Source organism: Tateyamaria sp. (assembly GCF_039940735.1).
GTDB lineage: Bacteria > Pseudomonadota > Alphaproteobacteria > Rhodobacterales > Rhodobacteraceae > Tateyamaria.
The window spans coordinates 13,780-30,638 of record NZ_JBDVGB010000020.1; the positions used below are offsets into that span (position 1 = coordinate 13,780).

The 16,859-nt window shown below is 56.0% G+C and carries 16 protein-coding genes; 5 read left to right on the plus strand and 11 right to left on the minus strand.

The annotated features are described in order from the left end of the window. Window positions 1-15: 15 nt before the first annotated feature. The gene (locus ABJF76_RS04150; RefSeq protein WP_413819511.1) at window positions 16-1,227 is read left to right on the plus strand and encodes a UbiH/UbiF family hydroxylase; all 1,212 of its coding nucleotides are present in this window, start codon (window positions 16-18) and stop codon (window positions 1,225-1,227) included. A gap of 78 nt (window positions 1,228-1,305) precedes the next feature. Here the strand turns inward: ABJF76_RS04150 and ABJF76_RS04155 are convergent, their stop codons facing one another. The 3 genes from ABJF76_RS04155 to ABJF76_RS04165 form a co-directional block, all read right to left on the minus strand. After that, window positions 1,306-2,433: an aminotransferase class V-fold PLP-dependent enzyme gene (locus ABJF76_RS04155; RefSeq protein WP_413819512.1), complete on the minus strand. Its 1,128-nt coding sequence runs from the start codon at window positions 2,431-2,433 to the stop codon at window positions 1,306-1,308. A gap of 133 nt (window positions 2,434-2,566) precedes the next feature. Then, window positions 2,567-3,025, minus strand: a complete 459-nt coding sequence (locus tag ABJF76_RS04160; RefSeq protein WP_413819513.1) for an Lrp/AsnC family transcriptional regulator — start codon at window positions 3,023-3,025, stop codon at window positions 2,567-2,569. Further along, window positions 3,022-3,477, minus strand: coding sequence for an Lrp/AsnC family transcriptional regulator (locus ABJF76_RS04165; protein ID WP_413819514.1), 456 nt, complete (start codon window positions 3,475-3,477; stop codon window positions 3,022-3,024). Before ABJF76_RS04165 ends, ABJF76_RS04160 begins: the two co-directional genes overlap by 4 nt. 131 nt (window positions 3,478-3,608) lie before the next feature. Here ABJF76_RS04165 and ilvC point away from each other — a divergent pair, with 131 nt between their 5' ends. Further along, window positions 3,609-4,631 (plus strand): ketol-acid reductoisomerase, encoded by a 1,023-nt coding sequence (gene ilvC, locus ABJF76_RS04170; protein ID WP_413819515.1) that lies wholly within the window; start codon window positions 3,609-3,611, stop codon window positions 4,629-4,631. A gap of 160 nt (window positions 4,632-4,791) precedes the next feature. On the opposite strand, the gene ABJF76_RS04175 is transcribed toward ilvC, so the two are convergent. Next, on the minus strand, window positions 4,792-6,426 hold the full coding sequence (locus tag ABJF76_RS04175; protein WP_413819516.1) for a DUF1963 domain-containing protein: 1,635 nt from the start codon (window positions 6,424-6,426) through the stop codon (window positions 4,792-4,794). Between the two features lie 217 nt (window positions 6,427-6,643). Between ABJF76_RS04175 and ABJF76_RS04180 the strand changes: the two genes are divergently transcribed. After that, window positions 6,644-7,099 carry a hypothetical protein gene (locus ABJF76_RS04180; protein ID WP_413819517.1) on the plus strand — a complete coding sequence of 152 codons (456 nt, stop codon included), beginning with the start codon at window positions 6,644-6,646 and terminating at the stop codon, window positions 7,097-7,099. A gap of 270 nt (window positions 7,100-7,369) precedes the next feature. Here the strand turns inward: ABJF76_RS04180 and ABJF76_RS04185 are convergent, their stop codons facing one another. Continuing rightward, window positions 7,370-7,744 carry a hypothetical protein gene (locus ABJF76_RS04185; RefSeq protein WP_413819518.1) on the minus strand — a complete coding sequence of 125 codons (375 nt, stop codon included), beginning with the start codon at window positions 7,742-7,744 and terminating at the stop codon, window positions 7,370-7,372. A 448-nt stretch (window positions 7,745-8,192) separates the two neighbouring features. Here ABJF76_RS04185 and ABJF76_RS04190 point away from each other — a divergent pair, with 448 nt between their 5' ends. Both ABJF76_RS04190 and ABJF76_RS04195 read left to right on the plus strand, forming a co-directional pair. Then, entirely contained in the window at window positions 8,193-8,540 is a 348-nt protein-coding gene (locus tag ABJF76_RS04190) for an antibiotic biosynthesis monooxygenase family protein (protein WP_413819519.1), read from the plus strand. Further along, entirely contained in the window at window positions 8,530-9,453 is a 924-nt protein-coding gene (locus tag ABJF76_RS04195; RefSeq protein ID WP_413819520.1) for a DMT family transporter, read from the plus strand. The genes ABJF76_RS04190 and ABJF76_RS04195 overlap by 11 nt, the downstream gene beginning before the upstream one ends. A gap of 6 nt (window positions 9,454-9,459) precedes the next feature. Here ABJF76_RS04195 and ABJF76_RS04200 read toward each other — a convergent pair whose 3' ends face one another. The 6 genes from ABJF76_RS04200 to ABJF76_RS04225 form a co-directional block, all read right to left on the minus strand. Then, window positions 9,460-9,954, minus strand: coding sequence for a hypothetical protein (locus ABJF76_RS04200; RefSeq protein ID WP_413819521.1), 495 nt, complete (start codon window positions 9,952-9,954; stop codon window positions 9,460-9,462). Window positions 9,955-10,026: 72 nt separating this feature from the next. Continuing rightward, window positions 10,027-11,373 carry a phosphoglucosamine mutase gene (gene glmM, locus ABJF76_RS04205; RefSeq protein ID WP_413819522.1) on the minus strand — a complete coding sequence of 449 codons (1,347 nt, stop codon included), beginning with the start codon at window positions 11,371-11,373 and terminating at the stop codon, window positions 10,027-10,029. Next, the gene (gene folP / locus ABJF76_RS04210) at window positions 11,370-12,353 is read right to left on the minus strand and encodes a dihydropteroate synthase (protein WP_413819523.1); all 984 of its coding nucleotides are present in this window, start codon (window positions 12,351-12,353) and stop codon (window positions 11,370-11,372) included. Before folP ends, glmM begins: the two co-directional genes overlap by 4 nt. Beyond that, window positions 12,353-13,282: a dihydroneopterin aldolase gene (locus tag ABJF76_RS04215; RefSeq protein ID WP_413819524.1), complete on the minus strand. Its 930-nt coding sequence runs from the start codon at window positions 13,280-13,282 to the stop codon at window positions 12,353-12,355. Before ABJF76_RS04215 ends, folP begins: the two co-directional genes overlap by 1 nt. Before the next feature lie 171 nt (window positions 13,283-13,453). Beyond that, window positions 13,454-14,095 (minus strand): cell wall hydrolase, encoded by a 642-nt coding sequence (locus tag ABJF76_RS04220; RefSeq protein ID WP_413819525.1) that lies wholly within the window; start codon window positions 14,093-14,095, stop codon window positions 13,454-13,456. Between the two features lie 158 nt (window positions 14,096-14,253). Beyond that, window positions 14,254-16,818 carry a putative PEP-binding protein gene (locus ABJF76_RS04225; protein WP_413819526.1) on the minus strand — a complete coding sequence of 855 codons (2,565 nt, stop codon included), beginning with the start codon at window positions 16,816-16,818 and terminating at the stop codon, window positions 14,254-14,256. Window positions 16,819-16,859 lie beyond the last annotated feature (41 nt).

Sequence of the window (16,859 nt, forward strand, 5' to 3'; positions counted from 1 at the left end):
TAAGCGAGGTACAGCATGAGCGATCTAACCCACTGCGACATCCTAATTTCCGGCGGCGGCATTGCGGGTCTGACGGCTGCGGCGGCCTTTGGCAGTGCGGGGTTTCGCGTGATCTGTGTTGATCCAGCCCCGCCTGTGATCGACCGCGAGGCAGATGGGGCAGATATGCGCACCACTGCAATGCTGCAACCGGCGCGCACGTTGCTTGAGGCTTCGGGCCTGTGGGGTTCCCTTGAACCCTACGCCACCGCATTGGATGTCATGCGTATCGTGGATGCTGGCGGCACAGACGGGTCTGCCCGCGAAGTTAAAGCGTTTCGCGCCAGCGACGTATCTGATCTGCCCTTTGGCTGGAACCTGCCCAACTGGCGATTGCGGCGCGAGATGGCAACACGGCTTAAGGCCCTGAAAACCGTCGATTTCCGCCCCGGCGTTGGCACGCGCAACTTGCTGGCGCGCTCTGCTGAGGCCCGCGTCGGGCTAAGCGATGGCACCCGCATCTCGGCGCGATGTGTGATTGCGGCAGATGGGCGGGCCTCGCCCATGCGCGACGCGGCAGGCATCCCCGTGACCACCAAGCGCTATGGGCAAAAAGCACTGGCCTTTGCCGTAACGCACCCCATTCCGCATGAAAACATATCGACCGAAGTCCACCAAACCGGCGGGCCGTTCACGCTGGTGCCTTTGCCGGACTTTAATGGCATGCCGTCTTCGGCAGTTGTGTGGATGGACGACGGTGCGGCCAGCATGGCGCGCATGCAATCCGATGTTGCCGCCTTTGAGGCCGAGATGACCACGCGCAGTTGCCAGATGCTTGGGCCGCTCACGCTTGCGTCACGCCGCACGATCTGGCCGATCATCAGCCAATACGCCGAACGCCTGAGCGGCACGCGTCTTGCCTTGATCGCAGAGGCCGCGCATGTGGTGCCCCCTATTGGCGCACAGGGGCTGAACATGAGCTTTGCAGACATCACGACCCTGCTGGATCTCGCAACCGCCCGCCCCGAAGGATTGGGGGGCGCGCAGATGCTTGACGCTTATCACAAGGCTCGCATGGGCGACATTCGGATGCGCGTCAGTGGCATTGACCTGCTCAACCGCACCAGCCAAGCCAAGTCACCAATGGCCCGCGATGCGCGCGCCTTTGGGCTGACAGCACTGCATCAGGTGGCACCTGTGCGCAAAACGCTGATGGAGCTGGGCTTGGGCACACGCCGTGCGCGCTGAAACAACGCAGGGCGGAGGACACCTCCGCCTTACAAGACCCACCACGGGTAAGGCGGAGGTGTCCTCCGCCCCGCCAGTTTAAAGAACTTGATCAACCACCCGCGCCAAACGCGCCAAAGTGCCGTCCACATCGTAAAGTTTGTCCAGACCGAACAAACCAATGCGGAACGTGCAAAAATCTTCTGGTTCATCGCATTGTAGCGGGACACCGGCCGCAATTTGCATCCCCTGAGCCGCGAATTTCTTACCCGTCTGCACGTCTGGATCATTGGTATAACTCACCACAACCCCAGGTGCCCCAAACCCATCAGCCGCAACCGACGTCACACCCTTGTCCGACATCATCTTGCGCACAGCATCACCCAGCGACCATTGCGCTTTTTTGAGTTTGTCAAAGCCATAATCCCGCGTCTCTTGCATAGTGTCGCGGAAATCGCGCAAGGCGTCCGTCGGCATCGTCGCATGATAGGCATGCCCGCCATTTTCATAGGCCTGCATGATTTGATGCCATTTCTTAAGATCGATGGCGAAACTGTCCGACGTCGTCTCGTCCAATCGTGCCACCGCGCGGTCAGACAGCATCACAAGCCCCGCACAAGGTGACGCGCTCCACCCCTTTTGAGGCGCAGAGATCAACACATCAACACCAAGCCCACGCATATCGACCCAAGCACAGCCCGAAGCGATGCAATCCAGCACCATCAGCGCACCAACATCGTGTGCCGCAGCCGCCATGGCCGCGATGTAGTCATCTGGCAAGATGACACCGGCGCTGGTCTCAACATGTGGCGCAAACACGACATCGGGCTTTTGGGCGCGAATGGCCTCAACAACATCAGCAATGGGGACAGGCTCAAAGGGGGATGGGCGTGCATTGCCAGTCTGGCGCGCCTTTAAAACGGTGGTCGAAGACGCAAGGCCACCCATTTCGAAAATTTGGCTCCAACGGTAGGAAAACCAACCGTTGCGCACGACCAAAACATCTGCGCCTCGCCCGAACTGACGGGCCACCGCTTCCATCCCAAAGGTGCCGCCACCGGGCACCACAACGACGGCATCCGCGGCGTAAACATCTTTTAGAATCGTCGAAATATCGTTCATGACACCCTGAAACGCTGCACTCATGTGGTTAAGCGAGCGATCAGTGAATACGACCGAAAATTCCTCAAGGCCGGTTGGGTCGACGGTATCTAGCAGTGCTGGCATGGAGTTCCTCCTGATTTACTCTGCAAATATCGGGCCTGACGCACGAACGCCAAGCCCACGCGACAACAAATTGTGCGAATTACAGCCATAGTGCGATGCATAAAGGAACGGATGTTTCCCCAGACGCGCGCCCTTACCCCAAGGGCCCGGGGCGACGTTCTTCACTAAGCAGCACATTGGCCTCGACCTCGCCCGCGCCGGGCAACGTCATGATGCGGCGGCGCAAGACGCGTTCAAAATCTGGCAAATCGCGCGCTACTACGCGCAGGCGATAATCATATAGACCCAAAACATGCTCAACCGTCTGTACCTCAGGGATGGCACTCACCGCACGCTCAAAATCCTCAAGACTGACGCGCCCTTTTGTGGCCAGCTTCACGCCCAAAAACACTGTGACGCCAAAACCCAAACGCTCTGCATCCAACAAAAGCCGCTGGCCACGGACAACACCGGCTTCGCGCAGACGTTTAATGCGGCGCCACGTTGCAGGTTGCGACAATCCACAGGCCCGCCCAATCGCACCCGCGCCCTGCCCCGCATCTTCGGCTAAAAGACGCAGGATTGAAAAATCGATGTCATCAAGTGGCGTCATAACGGCAGCCTCAGATCACTTTTGATCCGCGCGACGTGCATGAGCGCTTCGATATCCGCGATATGCGGCAGGTTCAGGATGTGCCGACGATAAAGGTGCTGATAATGTGCCATATCGCGCGCAATGACAGACAAACGTACATCAACACGGCCCAGAAAAGTCTGTATCTCGATAACCTCCGGCACGCGGCGGGCCTCAGCCAAGAAATCGTCAAATGCAGACCCTTGTGTCTTGTCCAGCGTCACCCGCAACGACACCTCAACCGCGTAGCCCAGTGCAGCCCAATCAACCTCGGCAGCAACACCTTTCACCACCCCAACCTCGCGCAGCTTGGCCTGCCTACGCGCAAGTTGCCCGACACTCACGCGGGCGCGTTCAGCCAACTCTGCAGGAGAAAGGCTTGGGTCAGCCTGCCACTGGCGCAGGATACGGCGATCTGTATCGTCAAGCATGAATATTTCACAAATTTGAGAAAGAACGAATGACTATTCCTTCATTGTTCCAAAAATACTCAAAATGCAACCATGCATGATGGTGCGCCCAACCTTATAACACCCACAGACACAAACCAAAGGATACCGACATGCGCGTATATTATGACCGCGATTGCGACATCAACCTAATCAAAGACATGAAAGTGGCCATTCTCGGCTACGGTTCGCAAGGCCACGCGCACGCGTTGAACTTGCGCGATTCCGGCGCGAAAAACGTCGTTGTTGCTCTGCGCGAAGGCTCTGCCTCGATTGCCAAAGCCGAAGGCGAAGGCCTGAAAACCATGGGCATCGCCGAAGCTGCCGCTTGGGCCGACCTGATCATGTTCACCATGCCCGATGAGTTGCAGGCCGAAACTTACAAGAAATACGTCCACGACAACATCCGCGAAGGCGCCGCTATCGCATTCGCCCACGGCCTGAACGTGCACTTTGGCCTGATCGAGCCCAAGCCCGGCATCGACGTCGTTATGATGGCCCCTAAAGGCCCCGGCCACACAGTGCGCGGTGAATACGTCAAAGGCGGCGGTGTGCCGTGCCTTGTCGCCGTAGACAAAGACGCATCCGGCAAAGCACTGGAAATCGGTCTGTCCTATTGTTCCGCCATCGGTGGCGGCCGTTCCGGCATCATCGAGACCAACTTCCGCGAAGAATGCGAAACTGATCTGTTCGGCGAACAGGCCGTTTTGTGTGGTGGCTTGGTTGAGTTGATCCGTATGGGTTTTGAAACACTGGTCGAAGCCGGTTATGCGCCTGAAATGGCCTATTTCGAATGCCTGCACGAAGTGAAATTGATCGTGGACCTGATCTATGAAGGCGGCATCGCCAACATGAACTACTCGATCTCGAACACGGCTGAGTACGGCGAATACGTCTCTGGCCCACGCGTGTTGCCATACGACGAAACCAAGGCCCGCATGAAAGCGATCCTGACCGACATTCAAACTGGTAAGTTCGTGCGTGACTTCATGGTTGAAAACCAATCCGGTCAGCCGTTCTTTAAAGGCACACGTCGCATCAACGACGAGCACCAGATCGAAGCAACCGGTGAAACTCTGCGTGGCATGATGCCATGGATTTCAGCCGGTAAAATGGTCGACAAAGCGAAAAACTAAAACACGATTAAGCGGAGCGGTCACCCGATCGTTCCGCTTATTTTTGGGCTAGGATGTCAGATATGCGGGCAAATCGGCCGATAGCCTTCGTCAACGTCTGCCTATCGTGTCTGTTATGCATTGCACCACTCAATAGCTTTCAAAGAAAGCTAAGATGGCTTCAGTGAAACTCCAGCCATGCTTCCACATTCTGAAATCGCTCAGATTTTAGATCAGTCTTGGACATTGTTACATACAGATTACCCATGTCACCCCACTGCCATCCAAGCGAGAGATCAGTCGAAATTTGAAACAACAAAACTCTGGATGTCTCTTGGCTGAGTTCGGATTGGATTGGGATGAGCTGTCCCCCAATCTGGTGACGAGCTCCTCGTCCTAAGGACCGAACCCTTGTTTCCATACCAGCGATCAAAGCACGTCCCAGCTGAACGTCGGCTACATTGTCACCAGTGTAAAGATCCAAGAGGTCTTCACGGATGGCTGGCTCAATGAACCGTTGCACATCGAACTTGTGTTCAACCTTTTGAACAAGTTTATTACTATGCTTCTGCCATATGAGTCCGGCGGTGTCTTCCCAAATACGTTTAATTTGACCCCAATCTTCTTCCGAAAGTGGGCTATCAAGATCACGATCAAGTAAGCTCAGTTTTAGGTCTGCTAGCCGCTGGATCATGCGATTACCGCGCATTAGGTGCGCTTCGCCTAGATCCTTGAATTCTGCACTCAATCTTTCCTCTCCATCGGCACCTTGGTAGGCCGCTAGGAGATCGTCGATGTAACCGAGATTTTGTTCCATCTCCTTCGCGCTATCTGCACGGTGCTTCAAATGGAATTCCCTACGCTGGATCTCGGCTTCATCAAGCAGTTCTCGTTTTGCATCCAATTTCTGTGTTTCTTCAGCATATCGCTGTTTCTGCAAAGCGATATTCGCCTCAAGAGCTGGGCGCGCGCGAGCAAGCCATCCGCTGCGTCGTTCGGCTTTCATCTTTTCATTCAAGGCTACCCTTGCAGCTCCCCAAGCGCTCCAATCCCCACCATTGAAGTCAGGGTTGGCATTGCGGCGGCGCTCAAACTCTTTGTTGAAACCTGTTTGATCCGGTTCAGGAGGGTCATCGATCACGGCTAATTTCATACCGACAAAGTCTCGTTTGAACTTTTCTGGCGTGCCCACTTTGTGCAGAATACTCTCAATGACGTATAGCGCGCCACGCCACGTCAACGGTTGTTCTAGCCCAAAGTCTTTTGCTGTGATCCATCGGTCTGAAACTGGAGCCCCGTAAATTTCTTCCGCACTGCACTGAAATGGGTAAAGCTTTTCTGCAGGATCGTCGGTATCCATGTACTCATGGTTTATTAAGTCAATGGGCCATTTGCGCCAAAGTTTGGAGATGCCAGGATGTTCAATATCCTGGCTATTTAACGGGCCAGTTAACATTGCATGGCGAGCGAATGGGCAGTCTTCGGGTGGCTCCATTTCTGGTCCAGCCGTTTCGACCAGCACGACTTGAACCTCTTCTTTTTCAGAAATCCGATCGAGATCAAACGTATTTGCAAACAGTAGCAATGAACCCGAACGAGGCCCTAATCCGTTCCAAAGCGCTGCGGGGAAATCTTCGCACGCGACCTGAGCGATGAATTGAAGCGGCACACCTTTGGAATTACGTGGCCAAGACGTTCCTTCAGGAACCTTAGGATAACCACCAAACCACGAACGCATTCCATCTTCGAACAAGATTGGAACCCGCCGTTTGAGGATGATCTCGGCGTTTCGTTCAGGCTGTTTCTTCCAAAACATCATTAGCGTCAATTTGCACCGCTATTTCTCGAAACCCGACCTTGGTCCATGGCGCATCATTGGTCAACATGGGCGAAGACCCGCCGTTCGCTGCAGTCGCGAACAGTTCAGAATCCATTCTGTTTGCTCAAGATCTGCTATGCGGGACTATTCAGACCTTTGCTGCACGAATTCGAATGACCGCTTCACCCTATTCCCACTCGACAGCCCAAGTAACATGACAAAAGACGGCACAACGTGGTACGCAAAGCGTATGTTGATTGCGTGGATCGAAAAAATTGAGAACTCAAAGCATACTCGGCGGCTAGCTGCGGTAGCATTCATTCTGTTAATTGTTGCCGTCGTTCTAGATGGAAGCTTTGGGACTGTACTTAAGGCTCTTGTGCTTGTCGTAAGCTTATTCGGGAGCGCATGTGCCGGTATTGTTATGGGCGGAGTTCTGGCGCGATTTCTCAACAATCAGGTCCTGAAACGGTCAGCAGAATTTAGCAAGCGGCTGACGGCTGGCTTTTCCGTCTTCGGATTTCTGTTTTTACCGGCGCTTGTTGGTTTCTGGGCAAACCTATACTTAAACGCCGGCATAGTAATCTACTCTTTAGAGGCATCCATCCTATTGGCTCTCTTGGGTGGTGGGTTATCCTTTTTGTTTTGTCCTTCGACATCAGAGGGCTGACAAACGAACAAGCATGAGTTGCCAGAACAGCCATTCGTACGTCTTGCAGCATCCCTCTTTGCGGGCTTCCTGCGGACCTTAGCTGCAATCTGCACCCACTTCAGCTAAGCGGACTTTTCAGACCGTTGTTGAAAGCACACCGATGTCCGGTTCGAGGAACCGTTCGACAAATGGTCGTTTTTGATCGTATTGCAGAGGTAAGGCACTAGGTGCACATTTGTTAGAACGCTGTCGTTCAGTGCAAGCGCATAGGTTGGGTGCCCTCTGCCACTACGCCCTCAGACGCTTGTAGCCAGCGATCCCCAAGCAAGTCACCAGCAAAACAAAAGCCAAAAAAATGCAACCGAACTTGGCTGGTGTTAATAGGCTCTTTAAGCCCAAAAATGTGGCGTTTCCAGATAGCGCGAGTGCTTGAACAAAATTCTCGAGCAAGTCTAGAAAAGGGGCAGCAATTGCGGGCACCACGAACCATTTGCGCAGGTCGCCGCCAAAGCGCCAGATCGCTCCGATGAGGAACCCACCATATGCAAGAGGATAGGCTGTGTCATGCAATACAGTTGCCCAGAAGTGCGTGTCCTTCTGCTCTGGCGACATACTGGCCAAATGGGTGCGGGCTTGGGTTCCATTCATCATGAAATCCAACATCGCGCCATCCAATTGAACTCGGACAGATGCAAAAGCGACTGTCAGCGCGACAGATGCTACCAATAGAAAGAGCAACATCCAGCTCCGAGACAATAGGTTCAACATTTTGGATCTCTTAAATTGTAGTTATTGGGACGGGCCAAAAAACGCATCTTCTGACAATCATACATGGAATTAAACCCTTGTGATGTACGCGCGCGAGCTAACTGAAGCCCCATATTCCTGACAGTGGACAATTGTTGTTGGTGTTAAGTTGTTAGGATATTTTAGCACGAAGCCAGCCTTCGTCGCGATCGGCACCGACGTTTAAACCAAGGATGCAAGACCTGTCATTGTCCATGGTCCTTTTACGGCGCAGGAATTACTTGTTTGCACAATCGCAAAAATTCCTCCTCAAAGAGGATTAGACGTGGTTGAAAAGCGTCTCAACACTTCAGGGAGCCCCAAAATGATCGCTGTCATCTTCGAAGTCTGGCCCAAAGATGGCCATCGCGAACCCTATATGGAACGCGCTGCAAGCATCAAACATCACCTTGCCGACATTCCGGGGTTCATCTCGGTTGAGCGGTTCGAGTCGCTGATGGAGCCCGGCAAGTTGTTGTCGTTGTCCTTTTGGGAGAACGAAGAAGCGCTGGCGCAGTGGCGCAATTTGCCAGACCACCGTGCCGTTCAAGGGGCCGGGCGTGACATTCATTTTGATGACTATCGCCTGCGTGTCGCGGGTGTGATCCGCGATTATGGCATGACCCAACGCGAAGAGGCCCCTGCCGACAGCCGGGCCTTGCATGACGGATAACCCCAACATCACTTGGGTCAGCTGGCTGATGGTCGCCACGCTGGGCCTGACGTGGGGCGCGACCTTTCTTGTGACCGAAGTAGCCCTCGAAGGGATCACCCCGTTCTGGCTTGCTGCATTGCGCGTCGTCTTTGCCGTGATCTTGATGGTTCCGATCTGGCAATGGCGCGGGGCAGTTCTGTTTGACGCGCCGCCGTCTCGGGACGTAAAAATCGCGGTGCTTGCCATTGGAGGTTTCAGCACTGCCATCCCATTCATGTTGCTGGCTTGGGGCCAACAATATGTCACGGGCGGATTTGCTGGCGTCTCTATGGCCTCTGTTGCGTTGATCGTGCTGCCGCTTGCGCATTTTCTGGTGCCGGGTGAGCGCCTGACGTGGCGGCGCAGCTTGGGCTTTGTCATTGGTTTCGTTGGGGTCTGTGTGCTGATCGGCGGGCAGGCCTTTGAAAGCACAGGTGCGGGGCTGGAAACCGCCGGGCGTATCGCATGCGTCGCAGCGGCGTGCTGTTATGGCATCAGTTCGGTCCTGATGCGGCGCCTGCCGAAAGTAGACGCCATCGGGTTGTCCACAATCCTGTTGATCATCGCCGCAGTCATAACCGTGCCCATCGCACTGATCCAAGAAGGGCTGCCACCCCTGCCCGACACAAAAACCATTGTTGTCATTGCGACGCTTGGGCTTGTTCCCACAGCCGCCGCCAACATGTTGCGCGTTTTGGTGATCCGCAGCGCCGGTCCGGTCTTTATGTCCCTTACGAACTATCAGGTGCCGCTGTGGTCGGTGATCATGGGCGCATTATTTCTGGCCGAACCGCTGCCACCAAGCCTGCTGTTGGCGATGGTGCTGATCCTGATCGGTGTGGGCCTCAGCCAGTATGGCGCGCTTCGGCGGTTGTTTGGCCGAAGCGCTTAACGTTTCTTAGTACCGGCCCAGTTTCATGCGGGTTTTTGCCAGCACCTTGCCAGAGGCATCAACGGCTTTGATTTGCGCTTCGTAGCTGTTGCCGCGCCCGCCCGAACATGGGGGCAAGTAACCGGGCGAAGCGAAGTCACCTGTGCTTTTTGCTGCGGCAACAACCCGCACGCCCTTGGGCATTTTGGCGGTCATACCCGGCACCGCCGGAAAATTGGCGGCCTCTTGGGTCACCGCATAGCCGATTGTGCCGTGCCCGCCATTTCGTGACAAAGGTTTAAAGCTTTTGTCGTTGTATTCGACAATCAACCAAGCGGTTCCAGCCGGTATGCCTGTCGCTTGAAAAGGCGGTGTCGACCCGTTTCCGCCGTGCTGAGTACATTGCTGCCCAGCGGGGACTTTTTTGCCATCCCAAGGGGACAAAACTTGGGCCTTCAATTGCGCAAAAGCCGCCCCGGCGGTCAGCGCAAGAACGGGAAGTGAAACAAGAAAAGCCTTCATGATAAAGGTGCACCTTTCGAATAATTGATGTCAAACTTGGGCGACATCAAAACATTCGAAGCATACCACCTGTCAAGATGCAACTGCAGATTGCACGACATTTACGACGTGATCAACGCTTGCGTTCAACACGCCTTCGTCTTCGCTTTCGGCCATCACCCGGATCAGCGGCTCGGTGCCCGATTTGCGGATCAGCAAACGACCATTGCCGGCCAATTGTGCCTCGGCCTCTGCAATTGCGGCCTGCACTGACTTCAGTTCAAGCGGCGCTTGCCCTGCCGTATAGCGCACGTTCTTCAACAGCTGCGGCACCGGCTCAAAGACGTGCATCACTTCGCTGGCCGGTTTACCGGTTTCGATCATCGCCGCTAAAAACTGCAAGCCCGCCATCAGACCATCACCCGTCGTGGCAAAATCAGTCATCACGATATGACCCGACTGTTCGCCCCCAAGGTTAAAGCCACCCGCGCGCATGCGTTCCACCACATAACGGTCCCCAACCGAGGTTCGTTCAAGCCCGACACCCTTGCCTTGCAAATACCGTTCGAGCCCCAGATTGGACATGACAGTAGCAACCAAAGCACCGCCTTTCAGCCTGTCCTCAGCGGCCCAACGTGCCGCCATCAATCCCATAAACTGATCGCCGTTGCCGATATTGCCCTTTTCATCCAGCAAAATCACCCGGTCCGCATCCCCGTCCAGACAAATACCAACGTCCGCGCCGTGGGCGACAACAGCCTCGGCCGCTGTTTGCGGATGCATCGAACCGCACCCCTTGTTGATGTTGTGCCCGGTTGGGGTGGTGCCGACCGGAATGACCGTCGCGCCCAGTTCCCACAACGCCTCTGGGGCCACGCGGTAGGCCGCGCCATTGGCGCAGTCGACCACCACTTTCAAACCATCAAGGTTCATTTGCCGCGAAAAGCTAGACTTTACGCGTTCTACATAGCGGAAACGGCCATCGTCGATCCGCTTAGCACGTCCGATATTGGGCGCAGCCACCGGATCAACGCCTGCGGCGACCAATGCCTCGATCTCGGCCTCGACCGCGTCAGACAGCTTGAAACCATCCGGGCCAAAGAACTTGATCCCATTGTCTTCGGCGGGGTTGTGACTGGCTGAGATCATGACACCCAAATCCGCCCGCATGGAACGTGTCAGCAAGCCCACAGCCGGTGTTGGCACTGGGCCCAACAACAGAACATTCATCCCCGTACTGGTCAGCCCCGCCGTCAGCGCGTTTTCGAACATGTAGCCAGACAGCCGCGTGTCTTTGCCGATGACGACCCGGTGCACAGCATGCCCGTCACGTCGAAAGTAACGCCCCACAGCAGCGCCGATGCGCAGCGCCATTTCGGCGGTCATGGGGGATGTGTTGGCCGTGCCGCGCACGCCGTCGGTACCGAAAAGTTTATTCATGCAAACGGATGTGCCACAGAGGCACGCCATAGCGCAATGGCCTGTGCGTGCTCTGCCACATCGTGCGCGCGAATGATTGCCACCCCTTGCGCAATTGCAGCCAACGCAACGGCCACAGATCCGGGCGCCCGATCTTGCGCGTTGGGTGCATTTCCGATCGATCCAATAAACCGTTTGCGTGATGCACCCAGCAAGATCGGCACGCCCAGCCCATGAAACAGGCTGATGCGATTGAGAATGGCAAGGTTATGGTCTTGGGTCTTACCAAAGCCAATACCGGGATCGGCTGTGATTTTTTCGCGCGGAATTCCGGCGGCAATCAGCGCCTCAATTCGCTCATGTAGTGCATCAAATACATCCAACAACACATTGTTATATTGAGGGTTGTTCTGCATTGATTGAGGTTCCCCTTGGGCGTGCATAACGCAAACTGGCACGCCTCGTGCCGCGCAAAGGGGCGCAAGATCTGCGTCAAAGGTAAACCCGGAAACGTCGTTCACGATGCTTGCCCCAGCTTCTAGTGCCGCCTTTGCGACTGCCGCCTTGCGCGTATCAATCGAAATCGCCACATCAACACCCGCTCCGCGCAACGCCGCAATCACAGGGGCTGTACGGGAAATCTCAACATCCTCGGGAACAAGGCTGGCACCGGGGCGCGTGGACTCGCCGCCGATATCAAGGATATCTGCGCCAGCCGCGACCAAAGCCTGCCCTTGGGCTACCGCGCGTTCTAGCGTGTCAAAAGACCCGCCGTCAGAAAAACTATCAGGCGTGGTATTGAGAATGCCCATAAGTTGCGGCGCCGTGCCGGGATCGCCAAAGCGCGTAAGCTCTTCTGGGGTTAAATCCTTGGCTGGAATCACCTGTGCCGGCGCTGTGCGCGACAGCACCTCGACGTGGGTGAACCAGCACCACCCAAACGCCACTGCATCCCTAGGGCGTGCCTGCCCCACCTGCATCAACGGGCGCAGGTAGCGCATCAGATCAGCGCCTGATCCACAGGCATCGTCCGCAAGGCCACGGGGGCGTCCACCGGACCATCCTCGCCGATCACCAGCATTTCTTGGGCATCAAAAGTTGCCGCAAACCACGAGGCAAGCGCCACCGCATCCGCGCCTTTGGCCGAAGGTCCATCAACAGCATCAAGCACGATCTTTGACGGTGCCCAGACACAAATCTGACCATTGCGCATGGCCCAATCAAGTTCCGTGCGCGTGTCCACCACCTTGCACCGAGCATCGCGCGCGGCCAGCACCCAAGCGTTTTGTTCAATCGCAAGCAGATCGATGCGGCGTTGCGCCAGCGGGTGACTTGCAATGGGCGGCACTTGATCAGACGGACCGACACAAAAAATCAACGGACGGCCCAAAGCCTCCAACTGGTCAATCCAAGCCCTAAGGTGTTCCGACGCGATCGCTGCGTTGGACAAGAACACCAATTCGGGATGCAGCGCGTCATCATCTGCCGCGTCGGGATCAATGGGGTGCAGTGCGCCGCGACTGCGCACGATCTCGACACCCAGTGCGCCGGGGCCGCGATCAATCTTTTCAATGCGCACAAAGGTACGCATGGCCTGGGGTTCCAACAGGATACGATCGGCCACGCGTTCGGCCAATGTTTCCAAAAGGTTCAGACGTTCATCCGACAACTCAAAGGCTATCGCCTCGGTCACTTTGTCATAACTAAGGATGCGATCCACATCGTCGTCGATTGGCCCGGTCAACGGGCGCACCTCGACCACGACATTGCAGCAAATGCGTTGGGTCACACCGCGTTCAGCCTGAAAGGCCCCGATTTCGACGTCAACGATGTGGTCGCGTACCGAAATGCGATCCAACGGCGCGCTGGTCGCGGTCGCTTCCGAGCGCTCAGAGGGGTGCGAAAACGCAAGACGTATTTCAGAGGCCATAGCAAAGTGTCTTTACAGCAAGGGTCATTATCGCCGTTCTATCGCACTTCATAAAATACAGGAAGCACGTCAATTGCTTTGCCGCGGTCCAAATACATGATTTCAAGCCGCTTAAAGTATGTCACACTTTAAAGCGGCATTGAAACCTTGGCGCTTGCGCAATGGCCAGCCTTAGTTTGAAGCGGATCGGTAGTTGTGGCGATAAAAACGGTGCACACCGATCGAGGTCGTACGCGTATACACGTTGGCCCAATTGGGGCGCACGGCCGTGGTATGATAATGCGTGGCGCCGTTTGTTAACTTTGGCGCGCGGCCATCCATCACAGCGCGCGCGACCTTGCCCGCTCGTACAAAAGAGTTGGGTTCGTTGATCCGTTCCGGATTGCCATCACATGTATAAGTGAACTGGCATTGATATTTACGCCCTGTCCCTTGATTGATCACACCGCATAGACTGTCGGGAAAGCGGGTGCTTGCGACGCGGTTCATGATAACCTCAGCCACAGCGAATTGCCCCTTGAGCGTCTCGCCACGCGCTTCGAAGTAAAGCGCTTCGCTTAGACATTGCCAGTTGGCATTGCCCGTCGGGTTTGGCTGCGCCTCAAGCCAGCTGCGGGTATAGGCGACGTCACCTGTATTTTTCGGAGCCGTCAAAAGCGATGCCAGTTTTGCGCTTGGCACGGCCTTTAATCCACGCTGCTCTGCTTTGCGCACAGCAGCGTTGCCCGCGTCACTAATCGTTTCAGCAGACGCCACACCAGACATAGCAAGCACAGTAGAAAAGACCATCACGGCTTGTGAAATGGCACGCATATTTGACCCCCAGGATCGCTAAAGCTTCGACGCTCCTAGTGAGAATCAATCCCCTCGTCCAGTTTTGCGCAGACGTTTTAGGCAGTTTCCTGCCAAACGCGTCAGTACGGACACAGAAACTCAACCCTGTGTAAATTGCTATAACCTGTTGATTTAAATCAAGTTATGCGACCCGCAATTGCCAATTGCGCAGCCGCCAGGCGGGCCACTGGCACACGAAAGGGTGAGCAAGACACATAGTCGAATCCGGCCTCACGGCAGAATTTTATCGATTCGGGGTTACCGCCGTGTTCACCACAAATAGACAAAGTAACCTCTGGCCGGGTTGCGCGCCCGCGTTCTGAACCCAGCTTGAGAAGTTCACCAACTCCATCGATGTCCAGCGTATGAAACGGGTCTTCGACAAACACTTCTTTGCGCACGTAATCCGACATGAACCGGCCCGCATCATCCCGGCTAAGGCCGTAAGTCATCTGCGTCAGATCGTTTGTCCCAAAGCTTAAAAAGCTGCAATGCTGCGCGATGTCACCCGCCCGCAAAGCGGCGCGCGGCGTTTCAACCATAACACCCAGCCGATAGGTGAATTCAGCGCCGCGTTCGGTTGCAACGGCCGCAGCCACCGCATCGACATTGGTGCGCACCAGTTCCACTTCGCGTTTCGCGCTGACCAGCGGGATCATTATTTCGGGCACAACAGGGTCGCCGTCTCGGCTGGCCTCAATTGTGGCTTCGAAAATAGCACGGGCTTGCATCTCGTAGATCTCGGGCACGGTGACGCCCAACCGCACGCCGCGCAAGCCAAGCATTGGATTGTATTCCATCATCGATTCAATGCGCCGCGTCACATCGGAAAGCGGCAGGTTCAGCGCATCTGCCAGATCACGTTGCCCGTCGCGATCCGTCGGAAGGAATTCGTGCAACGGCGGATCAAACAGCCGGATGCAAACGGGCTTACCTTGCATAATATTAAAAAGCTGAATGAAATCAGCGCGCTGCATCGGCAGTAAACGGTCCAGAACTGCGCGGCGATCGTCAGATGTTTCGGCAAAGATCATCTCGCGCATGACCGTCAGTCGGCCATCTTCAAAGAACATATGTTCTGTGCGGCAAAGCCCGATGCCTTGGGCTGCGAAATTTCTGGCCGTTTGGGCGTCAGCGGGCGTGTCCGCATTGGCGCGGATATCGATATCGCGTTCGGCGTCAGCCCAGTCCATCAGGTCTTGAAAGGCGTCATCAAGGGCTGCCTCAAGCGTTTCAGGCGCTCCCAGCAGGATCGAGCCATTGGTGCCGTCAACGGTGACGATGTCTCCGGCTTTGATGATGCGGCCATCTTTGGTTTGCAATTGGCCAAGTTGGGTCTGAAAGCGCATATCGCCGACGCCAACAACACAAGGCAGACCAATCCCGCGCCCAATCACAGCGGCATGGCTGGTGATGCCGCCGCGTTCGGTGATCACGGCTTTGGCTGCGTGCATACCACGAATATCCTCGGGCGATGTTTCGCGGCGCACCAGAATGCAGTCTTCGTTGCGCGCCGCACTTGCCTGCGCCTCGTTTGCGGAAAAGACCAACCGCCCAGTCGCGGCACCCGGACTGGCCGCAATGCCACTGCCCAGCAGATCGCGCTTGGCATGGCGGTCGACCTGACGGTGCAAAAGTTCATTCAATGCATTGGGTTCGACCCGCATCAGTGCTTCTTGGCGCGGGATGATGCCGTCTCGTGCCAATTGCACGGCAATGCGCACAGCAGCGCGCGACGACCGACTGACGCGCACCCCGTCCAAAATATGCAATTGTCCGTTTTCGATCGTGAATTCGACCTGCATTTCCGCGCGCAAACGTTCACGCATCAGCGTCGCATGGGCGACAAGCTGGGCAAAACAATCGGGCACGGAATCTTCAAGCGACGGGCCACGATCGTCGCGCGAGATAAAGACGCTGTCCGCCCCACTGCGCAGCGCGTCGCGCCCCTGGCTTTGACGCAAATAACGCCCTGTGATCTGCGGCATACCGGTTTTCGAGGATACGAGTTGCAACACCCCGGACCCGCATTCACCCTGCCCGACACCAAACGCCATCTGTTGGATCACAAGACCCAGCCCTGCATCCACAGGCGCGCCCTTGGCTTGGCGCAACAACCGGGCCGAAGTACCGTCCCAAGCGCGCGCCATGGATTTCAACACACCCGCCAGCTGTTCGGCACGGGTGATGGGAAAGGGTGTTTCGGCCTCGTGTTGATACGCATCCAACACATCAGCCAACGCGGCAGAGCCTTCGCCGGTGATGGTATCGAACATGTCCGGGTCAAGTCGATCCACGTGGATCGCATAGCTTTGCACAAACCGCGTAAAAACAGCCGCCGCCGCATCCGTGCCAAGTGTGTCGCGCAACGCTTCATGGCGCGCATCGTTCATTCCGATATTGAGAATCGCCGACGGCCCGCCCCAGTCGGGGTCTTGCGAGGACGGGCGCGCGCACAGCAGCGCGTCCTGCGGGAATTGTTCAAGAATCGCATCGATGTCAGGCAGGTGGCCTTTTGCAATGCGTTGCACCGCGTCAAATGACAGCGCAACTGTGGTCGGCACCGGCAGGTCAAGCCGCGCCAGCCGTTGCAGACATTTTGCCCGCCCTCCGTGCGTCACGTTGTGGATCGGCGCATCCGGGGTCACAAGAGTTGTATCGGGATTATTCTGCACTGCGGCGTTCCTTTCGCAGCGCAGCATAGAGAGTAAAGTTGACGTGGCAAGGGGTTACGTCAGGTGTT